This is a genomic window from Sphingomicrobium aquimarinum (assembly GCF_039655735.1).
Classification (GTDB): domain Bacteria; phylum Pseudomonadota; class Alphaproteobacteria; order Sphingomonadales; family Sphingomonadaceae; genus Sphingomicrobium; species Sphingomicrobium aquimarinum.
The window spans coordinates 760,111-782,965 of record NZ_JBBYXH010000001.1; the positions used below are offsets into that span (position 1 = coordinate 760,111).

At 64.3% G+C, this 22,855-nt stretch carries 26 protein-coding genes; 6 read left to right on the plus strand and 20 right to left on the minus strand.

What is annotated here, in order from left to right; translation table 11 throughout:
• Positions 1-119: 119 nt before the first annotated feature.
• Together WJS89_RS03885 and WJS89_RS03890 are read right to left on the minus strand one after the other, a co-directional pair.
• On the minus strand, positions 120-275 hold the full coding sequence (locus WJS89_RS03885) for a Flp family type IVb pilin (protein ID WP_346339606.1): 156 nt from the start codon (positions 273-275) through the stop codon (positions 120-122).
• A gap of 186 nt (positions 276-461) precedes the next feature.
• Positions 462-2,441 carry a transglycosylase domain-containing protein gene (locus WJS89_RS03890; RefSeq protein ID WP_346339607.1) on the minus strand — a complete coding sequence of 660 codons (1,980 nt, stop codon included), beginning with the start codon at positions 2,439-2,441 and terminating at the stop codon, positions 462-464.
• A gap of 180 nt (positions 2,442-2,621) precedes the next feature.
• On the opposite strand from WJS89_RS03890, the gene WJS89_RS03895 reads away from it, so the two are divergent.
• The 3 genes from WJS89_RS03895 to WJS89_RS03905 all read left to right on the plus strand — a co-directional run bounded on the left by WJS89_RS03895 (position 2,622) and on the right by WJS89_RS03905 (position 5,333).
• Positions 2,622-4,004 carry an ABC transporter substrate-binding protein gene (locus WJS89_RS03895; RefSeq protein WP_346339608.1) on the plus strand — a complete coding sequence of 461 codons (1,383 nt, stop codon included), beginning with the start codon at positions 2,622-2,624 and terminating at the stop codon, positions 4,002-4,004.
• Between the two features lie 3 nt (positions 4,005-4,007).
• Positions 4,008-4,415, plus strand: a complete 408-nt coding sequence (locus WJS89_RS03900; protein ID WP_346339609.1) for a DUF4112 domain-containing protein — start codon at positions 4,008-4,010, stop codon at positions 4,413-4,415.
• Between the two features lie 231 nt (positions 4,416-4,646).
• On the plus strand, positions 4,647-5,333 hold the full coding sequence (locus WJS89_RS03905) for a L,D-transpeptidase family protein (protein WP_346339610.1): 687 nt from the start codon (positions 4,647-4,649) through the stop codon (positions 5,331-5,333).
• A gap of 66 nt (positions 5,334-5,399) precedes the next feature.
• Here the strand turns inward: WJS89_RS03905 and nadA are convergent, their stop codons facing one another.
• The 11 genes from nadA to WJS89_RS03960 form a co-directional block, all read right to left on the minus strand.
• Positions 5,400-6,401 (minus strand): quinolinate synthase NadA, encoded by a 1,002-nt coding sequence (gene nadA, locus WJS89_RS03910; protein ID WP_346340076.1) that lies wholly within the window; start codon positions 6,399-6,401, stop codon positions 5,400-5,402.
• Positions 6,401-7,156 carry a DUF4230 domain-containing protein gene (locus WJS89_RS03915; RefSeq protein WP_346339611.1) on the minus strand — a complete coding sequence of 252 codons (756 nt, stop codon included), beginning with the start codon at positions 7,154-7,156 and terminating at the stop codon, positions 6,401-6,403. The genes nadA and WJS89_RS03915 overlap by 1 nt, the downstream gene beginning before the upstream one ends.
• Complete coding sequence (locus WJS89_RS03920) at positions 7,135-8,001, minus strand: MBL fold metallo-hydrolase (RefSeq protein ID WP_431993775.1); 867 nt, start codon at positions 7,999-8,001, stop codon at positions 7,135-7,137. The genes WJS89_RS03915 and WJS89_RS03920 overlap by 22 nt, the downstream gene beginning before the upstream one ends.
• Before the next feature lie 56 nt (positions 8,002-8,057).
• Positions 8,058-9,680, minus strand: coding sequence for a M56 family metallopeptidase (locus WJS89_RS03925; protein ID WP_346339613.1), 1,623 nt, complete (start codon positions 9,678-9,680; stop codon positions 8,058-8,060).
• Entirely contained in the window at positions 9,677-10,045 is a 369-nt protein-coding gene (locus tag WJS89_RS03930; protein ID WP_346339614.1) for a BlaI/MecI/CopY family transcriptional regulator, read from the minus strand. The genes WJS89_RS03925 and WJS89_RS03930 overlap by 4 nt, the downstream gene beginning before the upstream one ends.
• 98 nt (positions 10,046-10,143) lie before the next feature.
• On the minus strand, positions 10,144-10,599 hold the full coding sequence (locus tag WJS89_RS03935; RefSeq protein WP_346339615.1) for a hypothetical protein: 456 nt from the start codon (positions 10,597-10,599) through the stop codon (positions 10,144-10,146).
• Positions 10,600-10,668: 69 nt separating this feature from the next.
• On the minus strand, positions 10,669-11,922 hold the full coding sequence (locus WJS89_RS03940) for a glycosyltransferase (protein WP_346339616.1): 1,254 nt from the start codon (positions 11,920-11,922) through the stop codon (positions 10,669-10,671).
• A gap of 212 nt (positions 11,923-12,134) precedes the next feature.
• A complete protein-coding gene (gene grxD / locus WJS89_RS03945; protein ID WP_346339617.1) occupies positions 12,135-12,455 on the minus strand; it encodes a Grx4 family monothiol glutaredoxin in 321 nt (106 codons plus the stop codon).
• A complete protein-coding gene (locus WJS89_RS03950; protein WP_346339618.1) occupies positions 12,452-12,712 on the minus strand; it encodes a BolA/IbaG family iron-sulfur metabolism protein in 261 nt (86 codons plus the stop codon). The genes grxD and WJS89_RS03950 overlap by 4 nt, the downstream gene beginning before the upstream one ends.
• A complete protein-coding gene (locus tag WJS89_RS03955; RefSeq protein ID WP_346339619.1) occupies positions 12,712-13,038 on the minus strand; it encodes a DUF1476 domain-containing protein in 327 nt (108 codons plus the stop codon). The genes WJS89_RS03950 and WJS89_RS03955 overlap by 1 nt, the downstream gene beginning before the upstream one ends.
• A 66-nt stretch (positions 13,039-13,104) precedes the next feature.
• On the minus strand, positions 13,105-14,448 hold the full coding sequence (locus WJS89_RS03960; RefSeq protein WP_346339620.1) for a L,D-transpeptidase family protein: 1,344 nt from the start codon (positions 14,446-14,448) through the stop codon (positions 13,105-13,107).
• 203 nt (positions 14,449-14,651) lie between these two features.
• Here WJS89_RS03960 and WJS89_RS03965 point away from each other — a divergent pair, with 203 nt between their 5' ends.
• Positions 14,652-15,560 carry an outer membrane protein gene (locus WJS89_RS03965; RefSeq protein WP_346339621.1) on the plus strand — a complete coding sequence of 303 codons (909 nt, stop codon included), beginning with the start codon at positions 14,652-14,654 and terminating at the stop codon, positions 15,558-15,560.
• 205 nt (positions 15,561-15,765) lie between these two features.
• On the opposite strand, the gene WJS89_RS03970 is transcribed toward WJS89_RS03965, so the two are convergent.
• From WJS89_RS03970 to WJS89_RS04000, 7 genes are all read right to left on the minus strand, one after another.
• A complete protein-coding gene (locus tag WJS89_RS03970; protein WP_346339622.1) occupies positions 15,766-16,020 on the minus strand; it encodes a hypothetical protein in 255 nt (84 codons plus the stop codon).
• 167 nt (positions 16,021-16,187) lie between these two features.
• Positions 16,188-17,192, minus strand: a complete 1,005-nt coding sequence (locus WJS89_RS03975; RefSeq protein ID WP_346339623.1) for an NADPH:quinone oxidoreductase family protein — start codon at positions 17,190-17,192, stop codon at positions 16,188-16,190.
• Entirely contained in the window at positions 17,189-18,004 is an 816-nt protein-coding gene (locus WJS89_RS03980) for an N-acyl homoserine lactonase family protein (RefSeq protein ID WP_346339624.1), read from the minus strand. Before WJS89_RS03980 ends, WJS89_RS03975 begins: the two co-directional genes overlap by 4 nt.
• 19 nt (positions 18,005-18,023) lie before the next feature.
• A complete protein-coding gene (locus tag WJS89_RS03985; RefSeq protein WP_346339625.1) occupies positions 18,024-18,242 on the minus strand; it encodes a hypothetical protein in 219 nt (72 codons plus the stop codon).
• Between the two features lie 71 nt (positions 18,243-18,313).
• A complete protein-coding gene (locus tag WJS89_RS03990; protein WP_346339626.1) occupies positions 18,314-18,955 on the minus strand; it encodes a 3-oxoacid CoA-transferase subunit B in 642 nt (213 codons plus the stop codon).
• Positions 18,955-19,488 (minus strand): Cif family virulence factor, encoded by a 534-nt coding sequence (locus tag WJS89_RS03995; RefSeq protein ID WP_346339627.1) that lies wholly within the window; start codon positions 19,486-19,488, stop codon positions 18,955-18,957. Before WJS89_RS03995 ends, WJS89_RS03990 begins: the two co-directional genes overlap by 1 nt.
• Positions 19,489-20,196, minus strand: a complete 708-nt coding sequence (locus WJS89_RS04000) for a CoA transferase subunit A (protein WP_346339628.1) — start codon at positions 20,194-20,196, stop codon at positions 19,489-19,491.
• A gap of 148 nt (positions 20,197-20,344) precedes the next feature.
• Between WJS89_RS04000 and WJS89_RS04005 the strand changes: the two genes are divergently transcribed.
• Together WJS89_RS04005 and WJS89_RS04010 are read left to right on the plus strand one after the other, a co-directional pair.
• Positions 20,345-21,259: an ABC transporter ATP-binding protein gene (locus WJS89_RS04005; RefSeq protein ID WP_346339629.1), complete on the plus strand. Its 915-nt coding sequence runs from the start codon at positions 20,345-20,347 to the stop codon at positions 21,257-21,259.
• Positions 21,256-22,743, plus strand: a complete 1,488-nt coding sequence (locus tag WJS89_RS04010; RefSeq protein ID WP_346339630.1) for an ABC transporter permease — start codon at positions 21,256-21,258, stop codon at positions 22,741-22,743. Before WJS89_RS04005 ends, WJS89_RS04010 begins: the two co-directional genes overlap by 4 nt.
• The last annotated feature ends 112 nt before the right edge of the window (positions 22,744-22,855 follow it).

Below are 22,855 nucleotides of genomic sequence, written 5' to 3' on the forward strand. Positions count from 1 at the left end.
AAATCGAGGATTTGCGCGGGCCGATCGAAAACGATGCGCGTCGGCCACGCGCGCAAAAAAAGAGCGGCGGAAGCATCGCGCTCCCGCCGCCCTCTTAAGGCTCGTAAGTCGGTTAGGACTTAGAGTTCGTTGGCAACTTCGTTGAAGGTGCTGCCGAGGTTTTCACCGATCGAGGTCATCGCGGCGATGGCGGCGACGGCGATCAGGGCGGCGATCAGGCCGTACTCGATGGCGGTTGCACCCTTGTCGTTCAGGTTCTTGAGAATCTTGGTCATCACTGGTCTCCTAATGGCTCCACAATTTTTTCGGAAAGCTGTGAGGCTCCCCATGTCCGCCGACACGGGATTGCCCGCATCCGGTAGGTCCTGATTACGGGCAAAGGAGTTGAGAAACCCTTAAAACGGCAGGTATTTTCGCGTTAACCAATTAGAACCGAAATGGCGCAATTCCGCCGGGATTTCCTAAAGCCGATCGAAAAAGTCTTCCAATTCTCTCGAAATTGCATCGAGAAGATCGTCGCCAAGATTGTCGGGCGGCGGAAGCGGTGCGGGGGTTTCGCGCACCGGCGGCAAGGGGCGGAAGTCGCGCGGCAGGCGCGGTCCTCGCGTTCCGTCGACCTGGAGTGCACTCGTCATGAAGTCGCGCCAGATCGAGGCGGGCAAGGTGCCACCCGACACGTTACCGAGCGACTCGTTGTCGTCGTGCCCGACCCAGACGCCGACGACGAGATTCCCGGCGAACCCGATGAAGATCGCATCGCGATTATCCTGCGTGGTGCCGGTCTTGCCGAAAGTGGGGGTTCGTAGCGCCGCGCGACGACCCGTTCCCGTGTTGGCCGCGGCATAGAGCATGTCGAGCATCGGTTCCCACACGCCATAGGGGTCGAGCTGCGCCTGGCGGCCGACCATCCGCGCGTCGCGGTCGGCCTCGCTCGCCAGCCCGGATACCTCGATCGGGTAGCGTCCGCCCGCAATGGCGGCATAGGCGGCGGTCATCTCGATAAGCGGGATGCCCCCCGTCCCCAGCGCATAGCTCGGTCCGTCGGGAATATCGGCGGTGATGCCCAGTTCGCGAGCGGTGCGAACGATGCGTTCGCGCCCGACGTCCTGCGCGAGCCGTACCGTCGCAGCGTTGGACGACCGCGCGAAGGCCTCGCGCAGCGTGATCATGCCGCGATATTGGCCGTCGCTGTTGCGCGGGGTCCATCCATCGACCGTGATGGGCGCATCCTCGATCATGTCGTCAGCATCCCACCCCGACCGAAGCGCGGCGAGATAGACGAGCAGCTTGAACGCGCTTCCCGGCTGGCGGCGCGCCTGCGTGGCACGATTGTAGGGGCTCTTCTTGTAGGAACGTCCGCCGATCAGCGCGACGACCTCACCCGTGGGGCGCATCGCGACGAAGCCGACCTGGCGATCGCCAAGGTTCGCATTGACGGTGGCGCGCACCGCGATCCGCTGGAGATCGCTGTCGAGCGTGGTGGGCACGGTGGCAAGGCCATAGTCCGCCTGCATCGTGCGCGCGGCGCGCGGCGCGATCCAGTCGGTAAAATAGGTCCCGCTCGGCAGGTTCGCGCGTCGGCCCCGCAACCTGGCCGACGCCATCTCGCTGGCCTCGGCCTGCGTGATGGCCCCCGTGTCGGCCATCTCCTGCAGCACGATGCGGCTTCGTTCCTGGGCCTTTGCAAGATCGCGAGTGGGAGCAAGCCGCGTCGGCGCCTTGACCATCCCCGCCAGCATCGCCGCCTCGGCGACGGTCAGATCTTCCGGCTCGCGATCGAAATAATGACCCGCCGCCGCGCGCAAACCGTAGACGCCATCGCCGAAATAGATGCTCGACAGATAGCGCGAGAGGATCTCGTCCTTCGAGAGCCAGCCTTCGAGCCAGAAAGCGATGATCGCTTCCTGCGCTTTTCGTGTCATCTTGCGCTCGCCACTGAGAAAGGCCGTCTTGGCGAGTTGCTGCGTGATCGTCGATCCGCCTTGGCGCACGCCGCCCGCCTGCGCGTTCTGAACCGCTGCACGCGCGATCCCGCGCGGGTCCACACCCCAATGCGAATAGAAGCGCTTGTCCTCGATTGCCACGAACGCGGCACCGACATGCGCGGGCAGTTGCGTCACATCGACGGGCTCCTCCTTGAGCGCGCCGCGACGGGCGACCGGCGTGCCGTCGCTATCGAGAAAGAGCATCGCCGGCTGGTCGAGCGGCTGGAGGCTGCGGCCCAGTGGCGCGGTGACGATCAGCCATAAGAGGGTCGCCAGCAGCAAAGCGGCAAAGGCCGTAAATCCCCAACGCCACCAGCGTCGCCGCGACTTCCCGGATCGTCCCGGTGGATCCTCGGGCGGGTCGTCACGCCAGTCCTCCCAGTCGAACGGCTCGCCGGTGGGAACTTGTTGCGTGGCCGGGCCGTCCAGCTCATCGAGAAAATCACGTTCGGCCATGCAAAACTTCGGACGCGCTCCTGTGAAACCCTTGCGGAAACATCTGTATTATCGCAATAAGACAGTCGTGTCCAACACCAAGCTTCGTAGAGGCCCTCGGCGCGATGAACGAGAAGTGAAAGCCCGGCTGTGATCATGACGTCTCTGCCATCTTCCCTGCGAACGTTCGGCCTTGCAGCCTTGGTCGCACTCTCGCTCGGCGGCTGCTCGGGCGCCGAGCAACGCGAGACGCGCATTCTCGTTCTCGAGGGCGGCGCGGAAGATATCGTCACTGCGGCGACCGCTCAGGGCCTCGTCTCCTTCGATAGCGACGGGGGCATCATCCCCGCGCTGGCGAACAGTTGGCATGTCAGCGACGACGGTCTCAGTTACATTTTCCGGATTGACGAGACGACGTTCGAGGGTGGGCGGGAGGTCGACGCCGAGATCGTGGCGCAGATCCTCACCGAACGACTGGGCAATCCCGACAATCGCCTGCGCGACAGCGTCGGCGTGATCGAGGAGATCGAAGCGATGACCGACAGGGTTATCGAGATTCGACTGACCTCGCCGCGCCCCTTCCTCCTCCAGTTGCTCGCCCAGCCCGCCTTTGCCATTCGCGATGGCGACGAGGGTACCGGACCCTATCGACGCCTCGCCGGAGAGGAAATCGATGAGGCGCAAACCGATCTTGGTCGTCTTGTCGGCGAGGACGGCGACCTCTCCGAAGACCGGGTCGTGGTCACCGCGGTCGACGACGCCGCGGCGGCCATCGCGCAATTCTCCGCTGGCGACGCCGACCTCGTGACGGGCGGCACCTTCACGACGCTGCCGCTAGCGCGCGAGGCGGCAGGGCTGTTCGGCGGCCCGAGTTACGACCCGGTCGCGGGTCTGTTCGGCCTCCTCCCCATGTCGTCGACGGGGGCGCTCGCCGACCCCGAGGTCCGCGCGGCGCTCAATGCCGCGATCGACCGCGACGCGCTGGTGCGTGCGATGGGCGTCCCCGACCTGCTCCCGCGTGCCACGCTCCTCCAGGCCGGGCTCGAGATTCGAGCCACGGGCACCGCCCCTGCCTTCGTATCGCGCACGATCGAGGATCGGCGCGCCGATGCGCGGGCGCTTTTGGCGGCACGCTCGCTCGATGGAGCGCGTGTCCTCCTCGACCTGCCCGAGGGGCCGGGCGCCGATCTCCTGTTCCAGAGGCTGAGTGCGGATTGGGGCGCTATCGGCCTTGCCGTCGAACGGTCGCAGCCACTGGGCCCGCCCGCGCATTTCTCGCTCGTCGACCAGGTCGCGCCTGCGGCCAGCGCAGCATGGTTCCTGCGAGGGTTCAGATGCGGGATCCACGCATTCTGCAGCCCGGAAGCGGATGAACGTCTGGATGCCGCACGCGCCGCGACCGACCGCGGCGACCGGGCGCGTCTGCTGCGCGAGGCAGCGGTCCTGATGCAGGAAGAGACCTTGTTTCTCCCCCTCACCGCTCCCGTACGTTGGTCGCTGGTCGCTCAGGGACTCGACGGATTTACCGTAAACCGTTTCGCCAGCCATCCTGTCGCTCGCCTGCGCACGAACGGAAGCCGCTGATCAATGCCCGATCTTCATGACCGCGCCCGCCTTTCCAAGCACCCCGTCGACGTGCGGCGTCGCATCGAAGGGCTCGAGAAACTGCTGGAACGGCTCGTGGTCGTTCCCGGTATCGGCAAGCCCATCGGTCTCGATGCGATCCTCAGCCTGATCCCTGGCGTAGGGACCGTTTCGGGCGCGGCGCTTGGCACCTATCTCGTCTGGGAAGCGCGCAACCTTGGCCTTTCCAAATGGCAGTTGGCGCGCATGAACCTCAATACGCTGTTCGACATGGCGATCGGGGCCATTCCGGTGATCGGCGTCGTGCCCGACTTCTTCTTCCGGTCGAACAGCCGCAACCTGCGGATCGTGCGCAAGCATCTCGACCGGCATCATCCGACACTACCGGAAAGCGACGACGCCTCGCACTGATCGCCGTTGCCGGGTCGCCGGCCCGACCCCCTGAGTCCGCTGCCCATCTGTGCGTCGGCAAGTCGGCTAACGGCCCCGTGCTGCGCTCGCGAGGGACGGTGCGTCCCTTGAGCCCCCGACCATTGATCGAACGCAAGAATTCCGTTTAGCGTTTCGGTGTCGCAACGAAAGGAACTTGACGGGTCCTGCGGGTTTGATTTCACGAAACTCGCATTTGAAAAGGTTCTAGATATGAAGACGCTAGCTACGATGCTGGCGACCGCCGCGCTCGTCCTTTCGACCCCCGCGACCGCCGCCTTCAACTCCGACAACAACGGCAAGGATGCCGTCGAAATCTCCTACGACGCCGGTTCCACGGCACGCACCTACACCTATAACGGCGTCACCTACGAATATAGCGCCGAGGACGTCTCGATCGTGGGCGACATCGCCGGGGGAACGAACACCCTCGAAACCCACGCCGCCCGTGCCGAAGCCGCCAAGCAGGCCGAGCAGGGCTATCGGGACATGAAGGCCAAGTTCGGCGTCTCGGACATCGCCCCCAACAAGTACAAGTGGGACGCCAAGGGCGCTTCCGGGGAAAGCCGTATCGTGGTGTCGATCGCCCGTCAGTTGGCGTTCGCTTATGTTGGCGATGAACTCGTCGGTGCCGCGTCGGTGTCGACCGCGCGCGACGGCAAGCTGACGCCGCAGGGCATTTTTCCGGTCTGGATGAAGAAGTCGATGCATTATTCGAAGGCGTACGACAATTCGCCGATGCCCTACACGCAGTTCCTCGACAAATATGGCATCGCGCTCCACGCCGGCCCCAACCCCGGCTACGCCGCGAGCGCGGGTTGCGTGCGCCTGCCGAAGCAATTTGCCAAGAATATCTATTCGACGACCGACATTGGTTCGACGGTGCTGATCGGCGCGTAAGGCGCGCCCCCATGGCACCGTATCTGGCGGCCCCGCGGGCGAGCGCGGGGCCGTCTTTTTTATGACCTAGTCGCCGCGCAGCTGCGGTTTGCCGACATCGCCCTGCCCTACCGTACGGCCGGCCATGTCGAGCATCTTGTCGAGCGGTTTACGAGCCGCTTCCATCAGTTCATCGCTGAGCTCGATTCTTGGCTCGAGATCGCGCAGCGCGACGTAAAGCTTCTCGAGCGTGTTGAGCGCCATATAGGGACACATGTTGCAATTGCAGTTCCCATCGCCCCCCGGCACGCCGATAAAATTGGTGTCGGGCCGCGCCTTTTGCATCTGATGGATGATGTGTGGCTCGGTGGCGACCAACACCGTGTCGGCTTCGGCCTCGGCACAGAATTTCAGGATCGAACTGGTCGACCCGACGTGATCGGCATGCTCGACGATGTGCGGGGGACATTCGGGATGCGCGGCAACCGGCGCATCGGGATGTTCTGCCTTGAGCTTGAGCAGTTCGGTTTCCGAAAAGGCCTGATGGACGATGCAGATGCCGGGCCACAGCAGCATGTCGCGCCCCGATTTGCGCGCGAGATAGCCGCCGAGGTGCCGATCGGGCGCGAAGATGATCTTCTGGTCCTGCGGGATCTGGTCGAGGATCACCTGCGCCGAGCTGCTCGTCACGATGATGTCCGAGAGCGCTTTCACTTCTGCCGAGCAGTTGATGTAGGTGAGCGCGATATGGTCGGGATGGGCCTCGCGAAACGCCTTGAACTGGTCGGGCGGACAGCTGTCCTCGAGGCTGCACCCGGCGTCCATGTCGGGCAGGATGACGGTCTTCTCCGGCGACAGGATCTTCGCCGTTTCCGCCATGAAGCGAACGCCGCAAAAGGCGATGACGTCCGCATCGGTCGCCGCCGCCTTGCGCGACAGGTCGAGGCTGTCGCCCACGAAATCGGCCAGATCCTGGATCTCCGGCTTTTGATAATAATGCGCGAGGATGACGGCGTTGCGCTCTTTCTTGAGGCGCTCGATCTCGGCAAGCAGGTCGTCGCCGACGGGCGGACGTTCGGGGGCACTCATCATTGCTCTCCTTGGCGCGCGCGGCGCGCGTTGCGATCGGCGATCGCGTCTTCAGGGCGGCGCGATACGTCGAGCCGTTCTACATTGTCCTCATCGGGGTCGCTGGCGAAACGCGCGACGACGCGTGCCTCCGGAATGCCTGCGACCGCGAGCGGCAGTTCGAAATTGCGCGACACCGCATCGCGCGCGGCCTCCCGCGCCGCGTTCATCGGCACGGCGCCGCGCGCCTGTTTGCGCAGGTCCGCAAGCGCAGCGCGCTGATTGCTCTCGCTCAGCACTTCCTCGGCGTTGGTGACCGCGCCGAGAATGCCTTCGTTCGCATATTCCTGCGCGCCTTCAAGGTCGACTTCGGGGCCGGCGATTTCCAGTTCGGGGAGCGTGACCGTAAGCGTCGAGGTCGCCGCGTCCCACTCCAGGTCCTCGCGGCGAAGATCGGCCATGTCGATCTCGTAGCGTGCGGTCCCCGGCAGGATGAGCGTGCGCTCGGCCTCCAGCAGTCCCGCGAAACGCCGCTGGCGCGAGGTCACCACCGACACGAACCGCGCGGTGAAGGGCACGAGCCGGTTCTGTGCCTGCATCGCCTGAAGGCTTGTCGATACGATCGTATCGGGATCGGGTCCGCGTTCGCCGCGATCGAGCAGATCGCGCGCCATCAGCCAGAGAAAGGTGATGATCGCGATGCCGACCACAAGCGCCAGCATCGAGCGCCACCACGGCTTTTCCTGCGATGCATTTACTTCCGGTTCGGTTGCCACAGGCCCTCCTCGACTTCCTCAACGCGCCCCTGCCGTTCAAGTTCGATCAGATGCGCATGAACCGATCCGCCGGCAGCCGGAACAAGCCGCTCGTCCAGTCCGGGGTAGCAGGTCGCGACGAGTGCGGGCACCGTATGGTCGCCTGCCTCCACCGCTTGCAGGATCTGCCGCTCGCGCGATCTGCGGTGCCCGAGCAGATGCCGCACGAGTCGCTGCGGCTTTTCCACCGGCGCGCCATGGGCGGGAAAATAGATCTCGTCCTCGGCGCGCTCGATCATCTTTTCCAGACTGCGAAGGTACGCCCCCATGTCGCCATCGGGAGGCACCACCACGGTCGTCGACCAGCCCATGACATGATCGCCCGTCAACAACGCGCCACGATAGGCGAAGCACAGATGGTTGGACGTATGGCCGGGAGTCGCGACCGCCGTCATCGCATGGTTGCCGATCGTCAGGACATCACCATCGGCAAGGACTCGGTCGGGCGCATAATCGCTATCGAAGCTGGCGTCGGCGCGCGGCCCGGTATCGTCGAGCGACAGCGGGGCGCAGCCGATGATCGGTGCCCCCGTTCTCGACTGCAGCGGGCGCGATGCGGGGGAGTGATCGCGATGCGTATGCGTGCAGGCGATCGCCAAGAGGTCGCGTGTCCCGATCGCCTCGATGATCGCATCGACATGCTCGTCGAGACCGGGGCCGGGATCGACGACGACCACTTCCGGCCCGTCGCTGAGCAGATAGGTCTGAGTGCCGGTATGCGTATAGGGCGAGGGATTGCGCGCGAGCAGGCGCTCGATGCCGGGGCGCAGCGTTTCGGGAAAGGCGTAAGGGGCGCTCACGGGCAGTCTCCTGCCATGAACGCCCCCCGCACGCCAGACTCCGTGGGGTTTAGGGACGGATCCTATCGGTTCCGACGCGCTTCCATCGCGGCAATCGCCGCCCGGAGACCCTGTTCTGCACCTTCCATGGCCGCATCGACCACCGACTCATCGACGGACGACAGCGAGGCTTCGATGACCGGCTCGATCTGGAGATCGCGAAGCGCCGCCATGCTCGCGCGCAGGCTCGCCTTGATCAGCTCGGGATCCTTGCCGTCGCGCCGTAGCTCGGCAGAGTTGGCCTCGACCTCGGCGATCGCCTCCCTGATATCGCGGCGCGCCTCCTCGAGATCACGGCGGCGTTCTTCGCGGCTTCCGGCAATCTCTCGGCGCGCTTCCATCATGGCCTCGCGCATCTCCAGTCGCGCTTCGACGCGCTCCTGGCGCAATTCGGTGAGCGCCTCGCGCATTTCGACGAGAGCTTCGTCATATTCGCGCCGTTCTTCGCGGCTCATCTGGCTGTAGGGTCGCTCACCATCGAGGCGCACGTAGTTTCGTGATCCGTCACGTTCGACCGTCGTGCCGATCTTTACGAGATTGCCGTTTCGGTCGACGGTCGGCGGTTCGGGCGGCAATGGCGGGACGGGAGGAAGCGGCGGTTCGGGCGGCAGCGGAATCTCGCTCGCCGACGGCGGCGCGGGCGGTTCGGGCGGCGTCGGCGCACTGGGCGGTTCGGGCGGCACCGGTTGTTCCGCAAACTCGATGGCCCGACTGGCGGTCGCCGGAACGATCGCCGCCGTCAGCGCGGCGATCATCAGCAGTCCCAGCGGGCGGTGCGACACATTCTTCATCATCTTCAATCTCCTCTTGAGATCGGTGTCGCGGGCGTTGGCGGTCAGGATGCGTGCAGGAGCGACCGCCCGGGCGATGGCACGGCCATAGTCGGCGCGCGCGGCGCCTCCGTGACGCGCCAGCACGCGGGCATCGCAAGCGGCTTCCTGGTCGAAGTGGAAGGCGGCGTAGGCCTTCCAGGCGATGGGGTTGAACCAGTGGAGCGACAGCATGGCGAGTCCCGCAGAGCGGGCCCACAGGTCGCCCGAACGGTGGTGGGCGAGTTCATGCTCGATCGCGAGATCGAGTTCGGCCTCGCTGCACTGGAGACGGTAGCGCTCCGGAAAGGCGATGACGCGGTCGAGGATACCAAGCGCCATCGGCCCCGGTGCATCGGGTGAGACGACGAGACGGATCCCGCCGATCCTCGCCAATTCTGTTGCGGAGGAAAGGATCGCGCGGCGATCGCGAAGATAGCGCAAATGATGATAGACGAAGGTGACGATCGCGCCGGTCACCCAAAGCAGACCGAAGAGCAGAACCCAGTCGACGGAGCCGAGGCTGGAGGCGTCGGCCGCAAGCCCGAGCTGCGCGTCGCCCATACCCAGATTGGCGACCGGAGCAGCGGCGTCGGCCACAGACACGGCGGCAACCTCGCCCACCGGGGAGAGCATGGTCGGCTCGGACAAGGCGGGACTGGGCGCACGCTGGACTACCGTCGTCAACGTGGGCGTCAGAAATCTGGCAGCGGGGATCAACCACAGGGCATAGGCAACACGTGCACCGAAGTGGCTGGCGACGGGACCCCGAACGAGCAGCACGAGGAGCATGAGGACGCTGGTCCAAAGAAGCGTCTCGACCAGCCACCCCGTCATTGCTTGAGCTCCCTGAGGAGCGCCTCGATCTCGTCGATCTCCTCGTTGGAAAGCGCCTCGTCCTCGGCCAGCCGCGCGATCATCGGCGACAGTTTCCCCCCGAAGAGCCGATCGACGAGCCGGCGCGACTCGCCCCCTACATAGGCGTCGCGCTCGATGGTCGGGCGATAGAGATAGCGCCGCCCCTCCTCCACATAATCGACCGCGCCCTTCTGCGTCAGGCGCGAGAGCATCGTCTTGACAGTGGGGAGGCTCCAGCCGCGATCGGCGACCCTCGCGCCGACGTCGGCGGCCGCGATCGGCGCGTCCGCCGACCAGAGCGCCTCCATGATTTCGAGTTCGGCCTCGCTGACGCGCTTGTCCATCGCTTGGGTCCCTTTTCGATTACGCTCGTAGTCATTACGACTATAATCGTAATCGTCAACCCGCTTTCGATGAACGGTACGCCTCGTCTGAAGACAGCCTAGCGGCCGACGGGCGTTCCCGGCTCGGGCTCGGCAACGGCCGTCTCCCCACCCAGCAGCGCCAACTCTTCGTCGATGCGCTCAAGCAACGACGCGCGGCTTTCGACCGTCAGGCGGGTCGCGGTACTGATGGACTGCCGCGCATTCTGGAGAAGGCTGCGATAGGTTTCATCGCTGTTGTCCTTCGCGCACAACGTCACGCGGCTTTTGCGCGGGGTACCGGTGTCGTCGATCGCCTCGACCGACTCCACGATCCCTCGGGTCGGACAGCGTCGCTCGAGCAGTTCCGCCTCGCTCATTGCACGGCGTGCGGGGGCGGCGTCGGCGGCCGTCTCGGGGCCCGTCGACGCGGGGCGCTCGCTCGTCTCGATCTTGGGCGTCGGCGCGGGCGGCGGCGGCGGCAGATCGATTGCCTGCTGCGTCATCGACAAGGCGAGGATGGATACGAACATCATGAGCCTGAACTTTCTTCCATGAAGGATGCGCCCCCTCTAGCGGGGAGCACGGTTGAACCGCGAGTGAATTTATCGGCCGATGCGCTCGGCCGACGCCTCGGCGCGCTCAGCCTCGGCCGCCGCGCCCTCGGCCCTCGCCCGCGCCGCGCTGCTGCGGAGTGCCGCGGGATAGATCGTGCGGAACAGGCGCGCCATCGCATTGTCCCAGCTGTACGGTTCCGCGAGCGCTCGGGCGCGCCTCGAAGCGTCCACGCCCGCCCCTGCCCAGACGGCCTGCATCGCGTCCGACATCGCGGACGCGTCTCCGACCGCCACGAGTTTCCCACCGCCCTCCGGCACGCGATCGATCATCGCACCCGCCGCGACGCCCACCACCGGCAGTCCGCACGCTTGCGCCTCGATGATCGAGATTCCGAACGTCTCGAACGCCATGCCCGAAACATAGACGTCGGCGCTCGCGAGCCATCGTGCGAGCAGGTCACGATCGGCGACATATCCTGGCGCGTGAATATTGGGATGAGAGGCCGCAAGCTCCTCCTGCATCGGCCCGTGACCAAGTAGCAGCAGGTGTGCGCCAAGCGCGCTCGGCAGCCGACGAAATGCTTCGCCCACCACGTCGGCGCCCTTCTCCGCATCGAGGCGACCAACGTAAATGAACAAGGGCGCGTTCGGCGCGACGCCGAGGCTCTTGCGCAGTTGCGGGTCGCGGCGATCGGGGGTGAACCGGGCAAGGTCGACGCCACGATGCATCCGATGCACGGGGTCGATGCCAAGCTCCTCGAGCCGCCGCCCACCTCCATGGACACTCATCGCGTAAACGGCGTCGAACTTCTTATAGAGCTTGGCGCAGTAGGCGTAGGCCCGCTTTCGGCCCCATGCGGCCAGTCTCGGGAAGCCCATGCCCTCCAACGCCTCGCCGACATAGACCGTCGGAAAGTCGGTGCAGTATCCGCCGACGGTCGCGACGCCGGGGTGCGCGCGTGCGTAGCGTAGTGCAGCCCAAGGCAGATTATAGGCGTCCTGGCACTCGATAAGGTCGGGCGCATGCTCGTCGAGCACCGCGCGCACGGCCTTGTTGCGCAAAAGCAGGCGATAATTGGTGCGCTTGGGGACAAGTGGCGACCTGACCGTGCAGTGGATCGCACGACCGTCGATCGTGACCTTGTCCTCGTCTCCCGGCACGATCAAGAGATGACGGTGCTCGGTTTCCGCGAGCAGATGGTCACGCTTTCGGCGGATATAGGTGCCAATCCCGCCGCCGGTTTCCGACCAGCTCTGCGTGAGATCGCAAAAGGTCAGCGGCATGGATGCGCTATCTGCCATCAACCGGCCTGTCCGGCGTGTCCGACCTGTCGGAGAATTTGACAGCCCGGATCGGAAGCCGTCCATCGCACTCGACAAAAAGCGCGGTTTTCAGGCGTTCGCGAAAATTGGCACGCGGCCTGCAGTGTATCTAGCGTCCACATTGGTTCCACAAACCAAGCTAAAAGGACGGTGAAAGAGGTTTCTGGTCCCCTTTCACCGTCCTTTTTTCTTTATCCTGCGGTCTTCTCGGTGATGAGCTTCTGAAGCTCGCCGCTCTCGACCATCTCCATCATGATGTCGGAGCCACCGACGAACTCACCCTTCACGTAGAGTTGGGGGATGGTGGGCCAGTCCGAATATTCCTTGATGCCCTGGCGGATCTCCTGGTCCTGCAGCACATCGACCGTCTCGAACTCGGCTTCGCAATGATCGAGGATCGCGATCGCGCGGCTCGAAAAGCCGCACTGCGGGAAGAGCTTGGAACCCTTCATGAAAAGGACGACGTCGTTGGCTTTCACCAGGTCGTCGATGCGGGTCTTGATATCGCTCATCGTGCGTCTCCGTCTTGTGTCTCGTCTGCCGGACATCTGGTGGTCAGTTGGAGCGCATGCAACTCCCCGCCCATCTTGTCCCCGAACGCGGCATAGACTTTCTGATGCTGGCGCACGCGCGACAGTCCCTCGAATTGGGCACTGGTCACGACGGCGGCCCAATGATCATCATCGCCCGCCAGATCGGTGAGTTCGACGCGCGCGTCGGGGATCGCGGCCTTGATATGCGCCTCGATCGCGGACGCGCTCATCGGCATCAGTCCATGCTCTCGATGAAGTGACGACGGGCTTCGACCGCCTTGTGCTCGAGCGCGGCACGGATATCGGCCTCGCTGACGTCGCAGTCCGCGTTGGTGAGGTCGCCCAGGACCTTGCGGATCACATCCTCGTCGCCCGCTTCCTCGAAATCGGCGCGGACGACTTCCTTGGCGTAATTGTCGGCCTCGACGTCGGTCAGGCCCATCTTTTCCGCCGCCCAATGACCGAGCAGCCGGTTGCGGCGCGCGGTGATCTTGAACTGCATTTCCTGGTCGCGCGCGAACTTGTTCTCGAACGCCTTTTCGCGATCGTTCATGTCGGCCATGGGGCCCTCCTCGATAAGAAACTTCGAAACGGCGCGATAATCGGCGTCGCGCCGCCACGCAACGGCCTAGAGATTCTTGGCCTCGTCGGCATTGGCCTTTTCCGCGGCGGCGTCGATTGCGGCGACCCGCTCGCGTTCGCCGTCGAACCCGTAGATATCGGCCGCATAGCTCATCGACCCGTCGACCGCCTGCGCGGTAAGATAGGTCACGAACACGGGCACGCCCTCGGGGAGCGTGTCATGCGTCTCGGCGGCCTTGATGTCGGGAATGCCCTGGCCCTTGTAGAGCCATTCGGCGAACCGCTCGGCATCCTGCAGCCGGATGCAACCGTTGGAGAGCGCACGGTCGTCGCGCCCGAAATATTCCTTCAAGGGCGTGTCGTGCAGATAGATGCCGGTCGAGTTGGGGAAATTGAACTTGAAATCACCCATCGAATTGGCGCCGCCCGGCAGTTGGCGTACCTTCAGCGCATCGGGAACGGTCAGCGCGGTCGACCAGTCGATAGTCTTCGGATCGAGAATCGCGGCGTCGTTCGCCCAGCGGTCGACAATCTCGTAGCCGCGACTCTTCAGATAGGCATTGCCCTGACTCTTGATATTGCGCCCGACCGACTTGCGGACGAGGTTGAAGGGCACGTGCCAGTAGGGATTGTGCGTGGCGTAGTGGATCGTCGACATGATCATCGGCGTACGAAGATCGATGTTGCCGTCCATCTCGTTCTTGCCGACGACGACGCGCATACTGTCGACGGGACGTCCGCCCTCGTACATCCACAATTGCTGGCTCGCGATATCGACGAGCACGAAGCGATCGCGCTTGGGCAGCGCGCGCAGCCGCATCAGCGTCCCCTTGAGCGCTTCCTTCGCCGTCGGCTCGAGGCCGCGACCGTAGACCTGCGCCTGCTGGCGCAGGCCCTCGTAAACAACGTTCATCGTCGTCTGCTGGCGCACCAGCACGTCGAGCGAGGGCGCATGTTCGAGCAAGGTCATGTGGTCGGTGCGCGAGAAACGCCGCGGAATCTGCGCGCTGTCGCCATATTCGACGTACGGCACTTCTTCCTGGAGGGTCATGACATAGCCGAGATACGCACCGTCGAGCAGGCTCGCGAGGCCCTTGGCGGCCGTCGCGTCGCCCGCCGCTGCCCTGCGCTGCAACTCGCTCGCCTGCGCCGCGAGCGCCGGGCCTTCCTCATAACCTTCGAAATCCGCCGTCTCGAGAAGTTTGATCAGCCGCTCGGCCGCTTGCATATGATCGGCGGAACCCGACCAGCGCGGACTGGCCTCGGGCACCACCGGTGCAGCGGAAACGGGTTCGCTACGGCTTTTCTTGCTTTTCTTGGATTGCGCATCGGCGGGCGATGCGGCGAGGGCGACGAGGGCGAGGGCCATCCAGGCGGTGCTTTTGATCATGCGAGAAGCTCTACAACAGTTTGTTTTGGTTTACGATGAACAACATAGGGCTTTTCGGGGTCCTGACAAACGCGATTGGCGTCGAAAAGGCTTGAACAACTGTGTCGATTCTGCAACGAGTTCAAACAAGCGGGGGCAATCGTGGAACGACATCCTCGTATCGAGCTTTGGCATGGAACCAGCAGTAAGAGGGTATTTCATCTATGAAGAAAACATTCGCTCTAGCAGCGCTCGGCGCGACGATGCTGTCGTCGCCCGCACTTGCGCAGGACCGAGGCTGGTACCTCGGCATCGAAGGCGGGGTCCTGTTCCCTGAAGATCAGGAAGCTCGCCTCCTCGCAGACATCGACGGTGACGGCGATTTCGAGATCCAGGACGGCGTCGTCCGCGATTTCGAGAACGGCTACGATGTCGACGCCATTTTCGGCTATGATTTCGGCTATTTCCGTCTGGAAGCCGAAGGTGCCTACAAGAGCGCCGATCTTGAGGATGTCGAAGGCTTTTCGCGCTTCGGCAACACCTACAACATCGCGCTTGCCGATGCAGACATCACTGGCTCGGACTTTCTGACCGACGCCGATTTCATTGTCGACACGAACGACTCGAACATCACGATCTGGTCGGGCATGATCAACGCGCTGATCGACATCAGCGACAGCCGCGCAGGTGTGTACGGCGGTGTCGGTGCGGGTTATGCCGAGGCCGAACAGTATGGCATCAAGGACGGCGGCATCGCGGTCCAGGGTATCGCGGGTGTTCGCTTCAATCTCAGTGACGCCATCGGTGTCGGCGTGAAGTATCGCTATTTCACGCTCGATCGCGACGGCGATGAGCTGGCGACGTTTATTCCGGGCGCCCAGAGCGACGTTTTGACGAGCGTCAACGAAAACTGGGATTCGCACAGCATTCTGGGCAGCCTGATCTTCAGCTTCGGTGGGCCGGAATGTGCTCCGCCGCCGCCGCCGCCGCCCCCGCCGCCGCCTCCCCCGCCGCCGCCGCCGGCAACGATCACCTGCCCCGACGGCACGGTGATCCTGGCGACCGAGGAATGTCCTCCGCCGCCGCCGCCGCCGCCGCCGCCGCCGCCGCCGCCCGAGCCGGAGCGCGGCTAAGCCGGAGGCAGCCGGTAACGGCAGCCAAGACAAGAAAGGGTCGGTCTTCGGACCGGCCCTTTTTTTGCGTGCATCGCGGCCAGGGGCGCGAGGCATTCGGAATTGACGACCAGTCGGCGTATCGCAAATTGCGGAGATTTCTGTGGGTGGGGGCAAGGCAAAGCCCCGCCCCTCTCCCCTCAAGCGCGTTCTTGAAGAGCCCGCACTATCGGCTGAGGATGTACTGGCTGAGCCATGCGACCGCGCAGGCCAGGAGCACCATGGCCCCGAACATTCCGTGCGTTCGTCCGGCCCGCCGGGCCCGAACCACGGCCCACAATTGCTCGATCGCCGTCGCAAGGAAGATCAGGCCGACGAGGGCCGACCACCACGGCATTGCCCCGTCCGGTGAGCGGTCGACGTCGACCAACCACGCAATCGCCACGATCCCCAGCGGTACCGCCCAGCAGCCGCTCGGCATGAGAGGAAGATCCTCTTTGTCGCTCTCCGGTGTCACGATTCGCTTGTGCGCACGATGAAGGAGCGGGATCGCCTTTGCCTAAGCAACCCGATCGAAGGACGAAGGAGGCCAACCTCCCGCCGCACGAAGTCGAAGGCGGGACATCCAGCGATCGTCGCGGTCATTCATCACTCTCCGTTGATCGTCACCACGATCTTGCCGATGGCCTCGCGGCTGGCGAGCGTCGCGATCGCGTCACTTCCCCGCTCGAGCGGAAAGGTGGCGGTAACCGACGGCGCAATCTTGCCATCGTCCCAAAGCTTGAAGAGCTCGGCAACATGCGCGGCATTGGCCTTGGGGTCGCGCATCGCGAAGGCGCCCCAGAAAACACCCGATATCTCGGCTTCCTTGAGCAGCGTGAGATTGAGCGGCGGCGCGGGGATACCGGCGGGAAAGCCGACCACGAGATAGCGTCCCTGCCAGCCAAGACTGCGCAGCGCGGGCTCGGCATAGGCGCCGCCCACGGGGTCGAGAACAACGTCGAACCCCTCGCCGGTTGCCGCATCCTTGAACTGGCGGGCGAGATCCTTTTGCGCATCGCGGTCGAGATCACCGCGCGGATAGACGATGCAGTCGTCCGCCCCCGCTTCGCGGGCCGCCTCGGCCTTCTCGTCGCTAGACACGGCGGCAACGACGCGTGCCCCCATCGCCTTTCCAAGTTCGATCGTGGCGAGCCCGACGCCGCCCGCGCCGCCGAGCACCAGCATCTGCTCTCCCTCGGCGAGCCGTCCGCGATCCTTGAGCGCATGGATGACGGTCGCGTAGGTAAGCATCATGGCCGCCCCGTCGGTGAAGCTGTGGCTGTCGGGCAGCGGCACGGCGCTCTTCGCGGGGATGACGACCTGCTCGGCGAGCCCGCCATAGCCCGGTACCGCGATCACGCGGTCGCCGACCGACACGCCTTCGACCCCTTCGCCCAGCGCATCCACCACGCCCGCGATCTCGCCGCCCGGCGCGAAGGGGCGCGGCGGTTTCATCTGGTAGAGATCCTGAATGATGAGGACGTCGGGATAGTTGATCGCCGCCGCCTTCACCGCAACCCGCACCTCGCCCGCGCCGGGTTCGGGGGCGTCGATGGTATCGAGTGTCAGTGTTTCGGGGCCGCCCGGCTCATGGCTGCGAAGGATCTTCATTTGGCACTCTCCGGAAAGGCAGGAAGCTTGGCAATGTCCGCGCATTCGTGCTGAATGATCAACGTCGCACCCAGATTTTCTGCCAATTTTTCGATCCGGTCGTGCGACGCCAGCGTGTCGGCGCGGTCGGCGTTGAACGTCGGCACCCCGCGGTCAGCGCGATTCTCGTTGAAGTGATACTGATCGCCCGAAAGGAGAATTGGTCCGCTCCCGAGCCGGACGAGCAGGCCGTGATGTCCGGGCGTGTGTCCCGGCAAGTCGAGCATGACGACCCTGCCGTCACCGAAGATGTCCTTGTCCCCGGCAACGAGTTCGAGCGTCGCGCCGCCCGTTAGCCACGGACGGTAGATAGGTTCGACCGAGGCCCGGTCTTTGATAATTGTCCAATCGTCCGCCCCTTCGAATAGGGTAGCGGTCGGGAAGTCTGCCAATTGGCCGATATGGTCGTAGTGATAGTGACTGATCGCCACGTAATCGACGTCGTCGGCGGTCAGATTGATGGCGTCCAACTGGGAGACGATCCGGTCGTCGAGCTTGCTCCCATTCGTATCGCGTGGCTTTCCCGCCAAGTCACCGTCCAGTCCGGTATCCCAGAGCAAGTAGCGATCACCATTGCGAATGAGATAGCAGCTATCTGCCAGCAATCGCTTCTCGCCTGCGAAATTGCCGGTATCCGAAAAAGCACCGAGATCGTCGATCTGGAGCGTTCCGCAATCCAGCCGCCACATCTCGATTTCGGCATCTTGCGCGGCGAGCGTGGAAGGACATGCAACACCGGCGGCAATAACAACGGCTATAAGGCGATTGAACATATTTCTCTCCAACCCGGGGCTATTCGATCCCTCGCGCGCGGGCGTCGTCGACGACGTTCTGCGCGGTCATACCGTCAAAGCTGCGACGGCGCAGCAATTCCTTATCGGTCGTCCGAAACGAGCGTTGCCCGACCGAATTCATCGCCTCGTCGAAAATGCGCCGGTCCTCGAACGCCAGTTCGGCGCGGGCGGCCGCGGCGGAGGCGACGAAGCGTTCCTCGCTCGACCCGTCGATCACGGTGGGGTCGGCCCTTCCCCCGCATCCCGCCGGCGCAAAGGCGATGCAAACCGAAAGTCCGGCCCAAAGCCTCAAAGCGCGACCTCATACGCCGCCGTCGTCTTCTCCGCGATTTCCTCTTGCGTCACGTCCGGTGCCAGTTCGATGAGCTCGAACTTGCTGTCATGATCCTTGCGGCGGAAGACGCCCAGATCGGTGATGATCATGTCGACGACGTTCTGGCCCGTCAGCGGCAGGTCGCAGGCGGGCTTGAACTTGGGGTCGCCGTTCTTGGACACATGCTCCATCACGACGATGATCTTCTTCACCCCCGCGACGAGATCCATCGCCCCGCCCATGCCCTTGATCATCTTGCCGGGGATCATCCAGTTGGCGATGTCACCGCCTTCGCTGACCTCCATCGCGCCCAGCACGGTGAGGTCGATGTGCCCGCCGCGGATCATCGAAAAGCTCGTCGCGCTGTCGAAATAGCTCGACTGGGGCAGTTGGCTGATCGTCTGTTTGCCGGCGTTGATGAGATCGGCGTCGACCTCGTCGGAAGTGGGGAACGGCCCGATCCCGAGCATTCCGTTTTCCGACTGGAGCATCACCGTCTTCCCCTCGGGGATATAATTGGCGACCAGCGTCGGAATGCCGATCCCGAGATTGACGAAATAGCCGTCCATCAGTTCTTCGGCCGCCCGTGCGGCCATCTGGTTGCGATCCCAAGGCATCAGTCGCCTCCCTCGTCGTTCATGTCGATGGGCAGCGGCAGGTCGGGCCGCGCCTGCTGCCAGAGAATGGAATGGACTTTCCAGGCGCCGCTCGCATCCTGCATCAGCTGGAAGCTGTTGATGCCGCGGATGGAGCGTTGCTCGCCGTCCATGGTGAAAGTGCCCTCGTAGGACGACCAGACCTGCGCCAGGCTGCCGTAGAGTTCGAGACGGTGCGCGATCTCGCGCTCGGTAAAGCCGTTGTCGATCAGGAAGGGCCCGCTCGTCTCGATATAGTCGGCGAGCGTTCCTCCCCTCAAACCTTGCGGGCCGATGGCGTATAGTCGCGCATCGTCGGTGAACATCGCGCGCATCGCATCCCAGTCGCGCATCTGTCCGGCCGGCCCGGAGATAACGGCGTAGACGTCTTCCATGAGTTGCCCGATCGCAGCGACATCCTCGGCATCGTGCGGCGCGACGATGCTGGCTTCGTCCATCTGCTGCATGTCGGAGGCGGGCGCGGCGAATCCCAGCGCCATGGCGATCGCAAACATCTAGGCGTCCTCGCGTTCGCGCGTCGTCACGAACTCGATCTTCTTGTCATAGGGCGCGCCCGAAATCAGCCGGTCCACGAACACGGCAGGCAGGTGGATGCAGTCGGGATCGAGGCTTCCCGTCTGCACGATCTCTTCGACCTCGACGACGCAGATCTTGCCGCAGGTCGCGGCAGGCTGGTTGAAGTTGCGCGCCGTCTTGCGGAACATGACGTTCCCCGCCTCGTCCGCCTTCCAGCCCTTCACGATCGACAGGTCGGCGAAGATACCGTGCTCGAGGATATAATCCTCCCCGCCGAATTCCTTGACCTCCTTGCCCTCGGCAACGACCGTGCCGACGCCCGTCTTGGTGTAGAAGCCCGGGATCCCCGCACCTCCCGCGCGCATGCGTTCGGCAAGCGTTCCCTGCGGACAGAACTCCACCTCCAGTTCCTTGGCGAGAAACTGACGCTCGAACTCCTTGTTCTCGCCGACATAGGAGGAAATCATCTTCTTGACCTGCCGCGTGCGCAGCAACTTGCCGATGCCTTCATTGTCGATGCCCGCATTGTTGGACGCGAAGGTCAGATCCTTCACGCCGCTGTCGCGGATCGCGTCGAGCAGTCGTTCGGGAATGCCGCACAGGCCAAAGCCCCCGGCGGCGATGAGCATGCCGTCCTTCAAGATGCCGTCGAGGGCGGCGGCGGCGCTGTCGTAGATGAGTTTCATCGGTGGAGAGCTTTCCTTTCCTGATTGCGGACCGGCCTACGGTCGCACGCATGGCCTGACAAGCCGTTCGTCGAACCCGCGCTTGACTCGACCGGCCGCCGCAGCCTTTTTGGCGACCGAAAAGACAACGGGGTGGGGAGTTGCAGTCATGGCACTGCTGTTGATGGATCATGTCACCAAGAAGTTCGGCGATCTCGTCGCGGTAGACGACGTATCGTTCGAGGTGACGCCCGGCGAGATCTTCGGATTTCTCGGCGGGAACGGGGCGGGCAAGACGACCAGCATGCGGATGGTGCTCGACATCATCCGGCCGACCGGCGGGCGTATCGAGGTGCTGGGCGGCCCGCCGGGGCCCGAGCAGGGCAACCGCATCGGCTTTCTCCCCGAGGAGCGCGGCCTCTATCCAAAGATGACGGCGATCGAGACGGTCGTCTATTTCGGCCGAATGAAGGGGATGACCCCTGCTGCCGCCAAAGCGGAAGGCATGGCCCTGCTCGAACGCTTCGGGCTTGGCGATCGCGCGAAGTCCGCGATTGCCGACATGTCGAAGGGCATGGCGCAGAAGGTTCAGTTGGCGACCTCGATCGTGAACGCCCCCGACCTCCTCATTCTCGACGAGCCTTTCTCCGGCCTCGACCCCGTCAACCAGCAACTCCTCGAAGATGAAATCCTGCGCGCACGCGACAAGGGCGCCGCGGTCGTCTTTTCCACCCACGTCATGCAGCATGTCGAGCGTCTGTGCGACCGCATGCTTGTGCTCAAGAAAGGCGCCAAGCAGTTCGAGGGCACCCCGGACGAGGCGCGCGAGATCCTGCCGACCAAGATCCGCCTGACGAGCAAGCTCGACCCCGCCACGCTCGCAGGCGTCGCCCATGTCGAGGCGGAAGGCGCAGGAGCGGACGGGTGGCACGAGCATGTCGTCACGCTCGCGCCCGATACCAAGGCCGCCGCGCTGCTCGAAGAGCTCACCGCCAGCGGCACGCCGCTACGCCGTTTCGACGTCGATCGCGCTAGCCTGCACGACGTCTTCGTCCACCTCGTCGGCGAGGAGAACGTCAAGTGAAGAACATCCTGCTCATCGCCGCGCGCGAATTCCGCCACATCCTGAAGATGAAGAGCTTCTGGCTCACGATGCTGCTGCTGCCCGCGCTGCTCTTCGTCGGGCCTCTGATCGCCGACGTGCTCGACGACGACGAGCCGGATCGGATCGTCCTCATCGACCGCGACTCCGGACAGGTAGGCGAAACGATCACGCAGTCGATCGCGATGGAAGAGGATCTGGCGCAGTTGCGGTCGCTGTCGCGGTTCGCCCGTCGCCACGATCTGGAGGAGCGGATCGACGCCGTGTGGACGGACTATGGCCGCGAATATGGTCCCGCCGACCTCGCTGCCTTCCAGGAAGCCGGCGGTCTCGACGGCGCCTTGGCCCGGATCGAGGCACTCGGCGACGACACCGTACCCGAATTCGAGCCCCCGGCACGCGATTATGAGATCATCGACACGCCGCCCGCCCTCGCCTCGGCCAGCGCCGCCGAGATCGAGGAGCAGCGCGAGCAATTTTTCGAAGAGCAGGAGGACGGCGCCCCGTCGCCCGACGTCATCCTGCTGGTCGACGCGGACTATGCGGAAAGGCCGGTTGTTCGCCTCTGGTCGAACGAAAATCCGCGCCGCTCGCTGATGACGCTCCTTCAGGGGACGACGCAGGCCGAGCAACGCGCGCGGATGCTCGGCGATGCCGGCCTGTCCCCCTCGGACATCGCCGCGATCGATGCCGGCGCGCCCCAGATCGCCATCTCGACGCCTCCGCCGGGCGGCGGGGCGGAAGACGTGACCGCGATCCGCTCGCTCCTCCCCATCGCCCTGGCCTATATGCTGATGATGAGCATCCTTCTGTCGGGCAACTGGCTCGTGCAGGGCGCGGTCGAGGAGCGGTCGAACAAGCTCATCGAAAGCGTGCTCGCCTGCGTGCGCCCGCAGCAATTGATGCTCGGAAAGCTCGCAGGGACGGCGGCTGTGGGACTGTCGATGACCTTCGTGTGGGTCGCATGCGCGGTATTCGTCGGGCTCACCCAGCAAGGCGCGATCGCCGAAATCATCGGAACGGCCATCGAACCGGTCGCCAATGTGGGCGCCGTGGTGACGATCCTCTTCTTCTACATCGTCGGCTACATCGCCCTGTCGACGCTGTTCTTGGGCGTGGGTGTCCTCTCCGACGACATGAACGAGGCGCAGGGCTATCTCATGCCGATCATGATCGTGCTGCTGTTGCCGGTCAGCTTCCTCCTGCAGGCGATGATCACCGGCGGTGCGACCGGCATCGTCCAGGCGATGACCTGGGTCCCGCCGCTGACACCCTTCGTGGTACTAGCGCGTCTTGGTGCCGGGATTGGGACGATCGAGCTCATCGGTGCCGGTCTTCTGCTACTGGGCTTCACCGCGCTCATGCTGTTCCTCCTCGCCCGCCTGTTCCGCCAGAGCCTGCTGATGCAGGGTCAGAAGAAGGGCCTCTCGCAGATCGTCGACCGCTTCCGCGCGCCGCAGCCCTGAAGCAAAGCGGCACGGTTAGCCGAAAAGCCACTGCCAGAGCACCCGGCCCAGCGCGAAAGCGCTGAGCCGGCGAGCAGATGAAGAACCCCGGAAGATGATGTCCGCGGTGCGC